This window comes from Streptomyces sp. MK7, assembly GCF_032658145.1.
GTDB classification, from domain to species: domain Bacteria; phylum Actinomycetota; class Actinomycetes; order Streptomycetales; family Streptomycetaceae; genus Streptomyces; species Streptomyces spiralis.
The window spans coordinates 1-368 of sequence record NZ_JAVACL010000174.1 but is presented as its reverse complement, the minus strand read 5'-3'; the positions used below and the strand labels follow the sequence as shown (position 1 = coordinate 368).

Sequence of the window (368 nt, the reverse complement as noted above, 5' to 3'; positions counted from 1 at the left end):
TCCTGGAACTCGCTCATGTCGAAGCGGATCATGCGGTGTTCCTCGCCGAAGAGGAGTTCGGCGAGGGTCTTGGCCAGTTCGGTCTTGCCCACTCCGGTGGGGCCCAGGAAGAGGAAGGAGCCGACGGGCCGGTTCGGGTCGCCCATGCCGGCGCGGTTGCGGCGTACCGCCTGGGAGACGGCGGTGACCGCCTCGTCCTGGCCGACGATCCGCTGGTGCATCTCCTCCTCCAGCCGCAGCAGCCGGTCCTTCTCACTGGCCGTCAACTGCGAGAGGGGGATCCCCGTCCGCCGCGAGATGACATCGGCGATGTCGGTGGCGGTGACGGAGACGACGCCCTCGCGGCGTTCGGTGATCCCGGCCAGTTC

General features: G+C 68.8%; 1 protein-coding gene. It reads right to left on the bottom strand.

The window, feature by feature from the left end; all coding sequences use genetic code 11:
* Positions 1–368 (bottom strand): AAA family ATPase (locus R2S09_RS40360; protein ID WP_316746281.1); only part of this gene is annotated, 368 nt, incomplete at both ends.